The organism is Shewanella insulae, from assembly GCF_009831655.1.
GTDB classification, from domain to species: domain Bacteria; phylum Pseudomonadota; class Gammaproteobacteria; order Enterobacterales; family Shewanellaceae; genus Shewanella; species Shewanella insulae.
In genome coordinates, this window is record NZ_WRPA01000047.1 from 1 (window position 1) to 650 (window position 650).

1 protein-coding gene is annotated in these 650 nt (G+C 43.4%); it reads right to left on the minus strand.

What is annotated here, in order from left to right; genetic code table 11:
- Positions 1 to 219: 219 nt before the first annotated feature.
- On the minus strand, positions 220 to 453 hold the full coding sequence (locus tag GNT65_RS20445) for a hypothetical protein (protein WP_160799007.1): 234 nt from the start codon (positions 451 to 453) through the stop codon (positions 220 to 222).
- Positions 454 to 650 lie beyond the last annotated feature (197 nt).

Consider the following 650-nt stretch of genomic DNA (forward strand, 5'->3'; position numbering starts at 1 on the left):
GGGAAAGAAGTTCGGCGAAGGAAAAACTATCGAATAACAGCGCAGCATTTACGCTGGGCAATGCATGAATACATCAAGTTGGTTCACACTGCTGGGAGACCTGAATTATGAGGGGATCCCCCAGCGCTTTGCTAATTGGCTGCCGCAGCGTAGCGTAGGCAGTCCAGTGGAGGCCACGCTGTTTGTGGCCGTAACGAAATTAAGCAACTTGTTATATGCCTACTTCGAGTTATAAAAAGCTATTACCGCAATAGCCAACAACAAAACGACTGCACCAGTGCCACTGCATAACGTATCGTTATCTCGATTGGCTTTGGGATATTTGCCGAAGGTAACGACCTTTAGCGTAACGTAACCGACAAAATAAAGAAAAAACTCAATAAATAGGTCGATGATTATCCATTTTACGATTCGCAAAAATCCTCTTCCCGCGACCTCGACTATTTCATCCATGGTTGAACAATCCCTGTAGGCATATAACATTTTATTAGTGCGCATGCGCGTTTACCTCGTTGGACCAGTGAAAACGCGCACAGTTAACTATCTGTATACAATGAACTTATCAGCATTTTGCTAAATATACCATCTAGAAAAACGCGCATGCGCGTTTTCCAAACCTATTATCTCAAGTCGTCAACACATAACTGATT